The organism is Mesorhizobium sp. M2A.F.Ca.ET.037.01.1.1, from assembly GCF_003998075.1.
Taxonomy (GTDB): domain Bacteria; phylum Pseudomonadota; class Alphaproteobacteria; order Rhizobiales; family Rhizobiaceae; genus Mesorhizobium.
The window spans coordinates 1-5,799 of the sequence record NZ_RZSA01000370.1 but is presented as its reverse complement, the minus strand read 5'-3'; the positions used below and the strand labels follow the sequence as shown (position 1 = coordinate 5,799).

Genomic DNA, 5,799 nt, shown 5'->3' with positions numbered 1-5,799 from the left:
GATCATCCGGCCCCCCCGCGGGGGCCCCGCCGCGGCAGCGGCGATGCGGCCCGTGAGCGAAACAAACGGCCGAAGGCCGAGCCCGCGACTGCGGGCCGCCGGTCGTCCGGCGCCCCCGCGGAGGGCCCGCCGCGGCAGCGGCGATACGGCCCGTGAGCGAGAACTACGCCGCCTTCTTCTTCGGCTGGATCAGGCCGCGCTCGACCAGCAGCTCGGCGATCTGCACGGCGTTGAGCGCCGCGCCCTTGCGCAGATTGTCGGAGACGACCCACATCGACAGGCCGTTGTCGATGGTCGAATCCTCGCGGATGCGCGAGATGAAGGTGGCGTCCTCGCCGGCCGATTCCAGCGGCGTGATGTAGCCGCCGTTCTCGCGCTTATCGAGCACCTGGCATCCCGGCGCTTCGCGCAGGATCTCGCGCGCCTCGTCCGCCGTGATCGGCTTCTCGAACTCGATGTTGACCGCTTCCGAATGGCCGATGAAGACCGGCACGCGCACGCAGGTCGCCGTCAGCTTAATCTTGGGGTCGAGCATCTTCTTGGTCTCGGCCACCATCTTCCACTCTTCCTTGGTGGAGCCGTCATCGAGGAAAACGTCGATCTGCGGGATGACGTTGAAGGCAATGCGCTTGGTGAACTTCTTGACGTCGACCAGGTCGGCGACGAACACCGCGCGGGTCTGCGTGAACAGCTCGTCCATGCCTTCCTTGCCGGCGCCCGACACCGACTGGTAGGTGGCGACGACGACGCGCTTGATGGTGGCGACGTCATGCAGCGGCTTCAGCGCGACGACCAGCTGCGCCGTCGAGCAGTTCGGATTGGCGATGATGTTCTTGCGCGAGAACAGCGAGACCGCGTCCGGGTTCACCTCCGGCACGATCAGCGGCACGTCCGGGTCATAGCGGAAGGCCGACGAATTATCGATGACGACGCAGCCCTGCTTGCCGATCTTGGGAGACCATTCCTTGGAGACGTTGCCGCCGGCCGACATGACGCAGAGGTCGGTGTCGGAAAAATCGTAGGTGTCGAGCGCCTTGACCTTCAGCGTGCGGTCGCCGAAGGACACTTCGGTGCCCTGGCTGCGCCGCGACGCCAGCGCCACCACTTCGCTCACCGGGAAGCCGCGCTCGTCCAGAATGTTGAGCATTTCGCGGCCCACATTGCCCGTGGCGCCGACTACCGCAACCTTGAAACTCATCTGATATCTCCTGTCCCTCTCCGCTTGGTTGTTTGGAGAAAACCCGCCGGCCTGATGCGGGTTTCGTCCCCCGGGCCGGACCCGGGAGAGGGTGGTTAGGCCAAGGGAATCACACCGTTTTGGTGGTGGTTTTCTTGGCCGTAGTTTTGCTGGAACGGACGGACGCGCCGAAGCGCCCGGCCCAATGCGTTACATTGTGGCTGGGGGCATCGAATGCAAGAAGAGCCATCGGAAGGCCGCGCATCGAGGATGATCCCGTTCGACGCGGGCTTTTACGCGGTTTGGTGGAAGAGTCAATCGCCGCAGCGCCTCTCCTTCTCCCCATGTGGGAGAAGGTGGATCGGCGCGTAGCGCCGAGACGGATGAGGGGTGTTCCAGCGGAGTGAGACGCTGGCTTTCCCTGGAGCACCCCTCATCCGTCGCCTTCGGCGACACCTTCTCCCACAAGGGGAGAAGGGAAAGGCGGTGCCGCCTGCTCTGTACAATGCCGTCGCCAAGAAGTAGGAACCCACCAACCGTCCGGCCTTGCGGCGCCTCAACGCCTGCCGGCATCAGTCCATCGATGGGCTAAAGAAGCTTCGAATTCCGAAAGAAGAAAATGTCCAGTTTCGAGATGATCGTTCCTGCGCTGGCAGAAGCGCTGGAAAAGCGCGGTTATTCGGCGCTGACGCCGGTGCAGAAGGCGGTGCTGGAGCCTGAGCTTGGCGAGGCCGACGCGCTGGTATCGGCGCAGACCGGGTCCGGCAAGACTGTCGCCTTCGGCCTTGCCGTGGCGCCGACCCTGCTTGGCGACGCTCAGCGTTTCACCGCTGCCGGCGCGCCGCTGGGCCTGGTGGTGGCGCCGACGCGCGAGCTGGCGCTGCAGGTGCGGCGCGAGCTCGAATGGCTCTATGAGCTGACCGGCGCGCAGATCGCCTCCTGCGTCGGCGGCATGGACATGCGCACCGAGCGGCGCGCGCTGGAGCGCGGCGCTCATATCGTCGTCGGCACGCCCGGCCGACTGCGCGACCACATCACGCGCGGCGCGCTCGACATGTCGGCGCTGAAGGCCGTGGTGCTGGACGAGGCCGACGAGATGCTCGACCTCGGTTTCCGCGAGGACCTCGAATTCATCCTCGACTCAGCACCCGCCGAGCGCCGCACGCTGATGTTTTCGGCCACCGTGCCGCGCTCCATCGCGACGCTTGCGCAGGGCTATCAGCGCGAGGCCGTGCGCATCTCGGCCGGCGGCGAGGAAAAGCAGCATCTCGACATCGAATACCGGGCGCTTTCCGTCGCGCCCGCCGATCGCGAGAACGCCATCATCAATGTGCTGCGCTATTACGAGGCCGCCAATGCGATGGTGTTCTGCAACACTCGCGCGGCGGTGAACCACCTCACCGCGCGCTTCAACAACCGCAATTTCGCCGTCGTGGCGCTGTCCGGCGAGCTCAGCCAGAACGAGCGCAGCCATGCCCTGCAGGCGATGCGCGACGGTCGCGCCAAGGTCTGCATCGCAACGGACGTCGCTGCGCGCGGCATCGACCTGCCCAATCTCGATCTCGTCATCCATGCCGACCTGCCGAGCAATACGGAGACGCTGCTGCATCGCAGCGGCCGTACCGGACGCGCCGGCCGCAAGGGGGTGAGCGCACTGATCGTGCCGGGCAATGCGCGCCGGCGCACCGAGCGGCTGCTCGCCAATGCCGGCCTGACCGCGACCTGGGCAAGCCCGCCCTCGGCCGACGAGGTGCTGCGGCGTGACGACGAGCGCATCCTGGCCGACCCGTCCTTCAGCGAGCCGGTGAAGGACGAGGAGCGCGACTTTGCCGCGGCACTTCTCGAGCGGCACGGCGCTGAGCTGGTGGCTGCTGCCTTCGTGCGGCTTTGCCGCGGCAGCCGGTCGGCGCCGGAAGACCTGATCGACGTCGCGCCGTTTGCGCCGTCAAAGGAGAAGTTCGCGCGCCGGGAAGACGCACCAGCCCGCCGCGACGATTTCGGTGACAGCGTCTGGTTCTCGCTCTCGGTCGGCCGCCGGCAGAATGCCGAGCCGCGCTGGCTGATCCCGATGCTGTGCCGCACCGCCGGCATGTCCAAGCGCGAGATCGGCGCCATCAAGATGCAGCCGGAGGAGACCTTCGTGCAGATCGCCGCCGACTGGGCCGACCGCTTCGTCGCCGCGATCGGCCCCGACCGCAAGCTGCAGGGCAGCATCGCGGTGAGGCGCATCGACGGCACGCCCGACCTGTCGCGCGCCGGCTACCAGCCGCCGAAGCCGGACAAGAAGCCGCATCGCGGCAAGCGGCCTTTCGACCAGGGTGCACCCGGGTTCGAGAAGCGAGCGCCGGACGAGCGGCCCGGTGGCGACGCGAAACCCTGGGCGAAGAAGCCCGGCAAGGCGAAGTTCGAGAAGCCAAAGTTCGATCGGCCAAAGTTCGATGGGCCGAGATCCGGCCAGCCGGAAAAGCGCAAGAAGCAGAAGAAGCGGCCAGCGTAGAATCGCGACGGGAGTTGGGCCAGGGTTTAGCAAAGCAAGTCGGCCGGTCAGCCCGACGCGCGCGGGCCGGCAGCCACTACGCCTCCGTCATTCCAGGGCGAAGCAAGGAGCGAAGCGACGCGCGCAGACCCTGGAATCCATGCCGTGACCTCCAAGCGTCGCGGCGGTGCAGAAAAGCCTTTGTTCTGCACCCCCTTTACCATTCGCGCGACGTCACGGCATGGATCCTCGGGTCTACGCGTCCGCTTCGCTCCCGCTCCGCCCGTGGATGACGAAGTTCGGTCGCTTCGGCTAACCTCCGAGGTTTACCCAGCCTTGGCGCCGATACCCGCCAACGTCAGGTTCCAGCGACCTTGTTCAGCGCGTCGCCCGACAGCCTAAGGAAAACCTTCTGGCCGTGGCGCTCGGCGCCTAGCCGGTCGTAGAAACGCAGCGCGCCCTCGTTCCAGTCTTCCGTGGTGAGATCGATGCGGCCTATGCCTTTGCCGAGGCAATAGCCGGCGAGAAAGCCGACCAGCGCGCGGCCGACGCCCTTGTCGCGGGCGCTGTCGCGCACGAACAGATCCTTCAGGAACATCAGCCTTTCGAGATCGATGCCTGGGTGGGCGATGGCCACCGAGGCGAGGCCGGCGACTTCGCCGCCCGCGAAGGCCAGGGCGAAATGCGGATAGGCCGGGCTCTCGTCGCTGAGCCATTGCCGCGCCGTGGCCGCCGCCCGGCTGTGATCGAGCGGCGTCTGCCGGTAGTGAGCCGCCATCGCGCAGAGCAGGGTGGCGAGCGCTTCGGCATCGTCGACCCTCGCCCAGCGAATGTCGACGGTGCCGGGATCAGCCAAGGAACTTGGCGATGATGGCATCGCCCATCTCGGTGGTGCCGACTTCCTTCATGCCTTCAGACATGATGTCTTTCGTGCGCAGGCCGTCGTCGAGCACGGCGGCGATGGCCGCTTCGAGCTTGTCGGCTTCCGCCACCATGCCGAAGGAATAGCGCAGGCACATGGCGAAGGAGGCGATCATGGCGATCGGGTTGGCGATGCCCTTGCCGGCGATGTCGGGCGCCGAGCCGTGCACCGGCTCGTAGAGCGCCTTGCGCTTCTTGGTCTTGGCATCCGGCGCGCCGAGCGAGGCCGAAGGCAGCATGCCGATCGAGCCGGTCAGCATGGCGGCGATGTCGGACAGCATGTCGCCGAACAGATTGTCGGTGACAATGACATCGAACTGTTTCGGCCAGCGCACCAGCTGCATGCCGCCGGCGTCGGCCAGCATATGGTCAAGCTTGACGTCGGAATAGCGCGCCTTGTGCGTCTGGCTGACCACCTCGTTCCACAGCACGCCCGACTTCATGACGTTGCGCTTTTCCATCGAGGTGACGTGATTGCGGCGGGTGCGCGCGAGCTCGAAGGCGACGCCCGAGATGCGCTCGATCTCGAACGTGTCGTAGACCTGGGTGTCGATGCCGCGCTTCTGGCCGTTGCCGAGATCGATGATCTGCTTGGGCTCGCCGAAATAGACGCCGCCGGTGAGCTCGCGCACGATCAAGATGTCGAGGCCCTCGACCACCTCCTGCTTGAGCGAGGAGGACGCGGCGAGTGCCGGATAGCAGATCGCGGGCCTGAGATTGGCGAACAGCTCCATGTCCTTGCGCAGCCGCAAGAGCCCGGCCTCGGGCCGCACCTCGTAAGGCACTGCATCCCATTTCGGTCCCCCAACGGCGCCGAACAGCACCGCGTCCGCCGCCATCGCCTTGGCCATGTCGGCGTCCGAGATCGCCGCGCCATGCGCGTCGTAGGCGCAGCCGCCGACCAGGCCCTCGTCGGTGGCGAAGCCGCTGCCGAGCTTGTCGTTCATGGCCGCGATCAGCTTCTTCACCTCGGCCATCGCCTCGGGGCCGATGCCGTCGCCGGCGAGCAGGAAGAGATTTTTCGAAGCCATGGAGAACCGTCCCGGGAGAGAAATTGAACCGGCGCCTTGCTAAACGCCAAGCGGGCTGGGCGCAAGGGGACCTCTCGAAGCTTGGTTTCCTCGCCCCCGCAAAGCGGGGGAGAGGTGTCCGCGAAGCGGACGGAGAGGAGCCTTCGTAGGGCGCTCCCCCTCTCCGTCTCGGCTTCGCCGGGCCACCTCTCCCC

General features: G+C 66.5%; 4 protein-coding genes. 1 reads left to right on the top strand and 3 read right to left on the bottom strand.

Annotation, left to right across the window (positions count from 1 at the left end):
- Positions 1–163: 163 nt before the first annotated feature.
- Entirely contained in the window at positions 164–1,198 is a 1,035-nt protein-coding gene (locus EOA27_RS18825; RefSeq protein ID WP_126080406.1) for an aspartate-semialdehyde dehydrogenase, read from the bottom strand.
- A 598-nt stretch (positions 1,199–1,796) separates the two neighbouring features.
- Here EOA27_RS18825 and EOA27_RS18815 point away from each other — a divergent pair.
- The gene (locus tag EOA27_RS18815; protein ID WP_126080404.1) at positions 1,797–3,674 is read left to right on the top strand and encodes a DEAD/DEAH box helicase; all 1,878 of its coding nucleotides are present in this window, start codon (positions 1,797–1,799) and stop codon (positions 3,672–3,674) included.
- Positions 3,675–4,011: 337 nt separating this feature from the next.
- Here EOA27_RS18815 and EOA27_RS18810 read toward each other — a convergent pair whose 3' ends face one another.
- Together EOA27_RS18810 and leuB are read right to left on the bottom strand one after the other, a co-directional pair.
- A complete protein-coding gene (locus EOA27_RS18810) occupies positions 4,012–4,509 on the bottom strand; it encodes a GNAT family N-acetyltransferase (RefSeq protein WP_245491119.1) in 498 nt (165 codons plus the stop codon).
- Positions 4,502–5,605, bottom strand: coding sequence for a 3-isopropylmalate dehydrogenase (gene leuB / locus EOA27_RS18805; RefSeq protein WP_126080402.1), 1,104 nt, complete (start codon positions 5,603–5,605; stop codon positions 4,502–4,504). The genes EOA27_RS18810 and leuB overlap by 8 nt, the downstream gene beginning before the upstream one ends.
- Positions 5,606–5,799 lie beyond the last annotated feature (194 nt).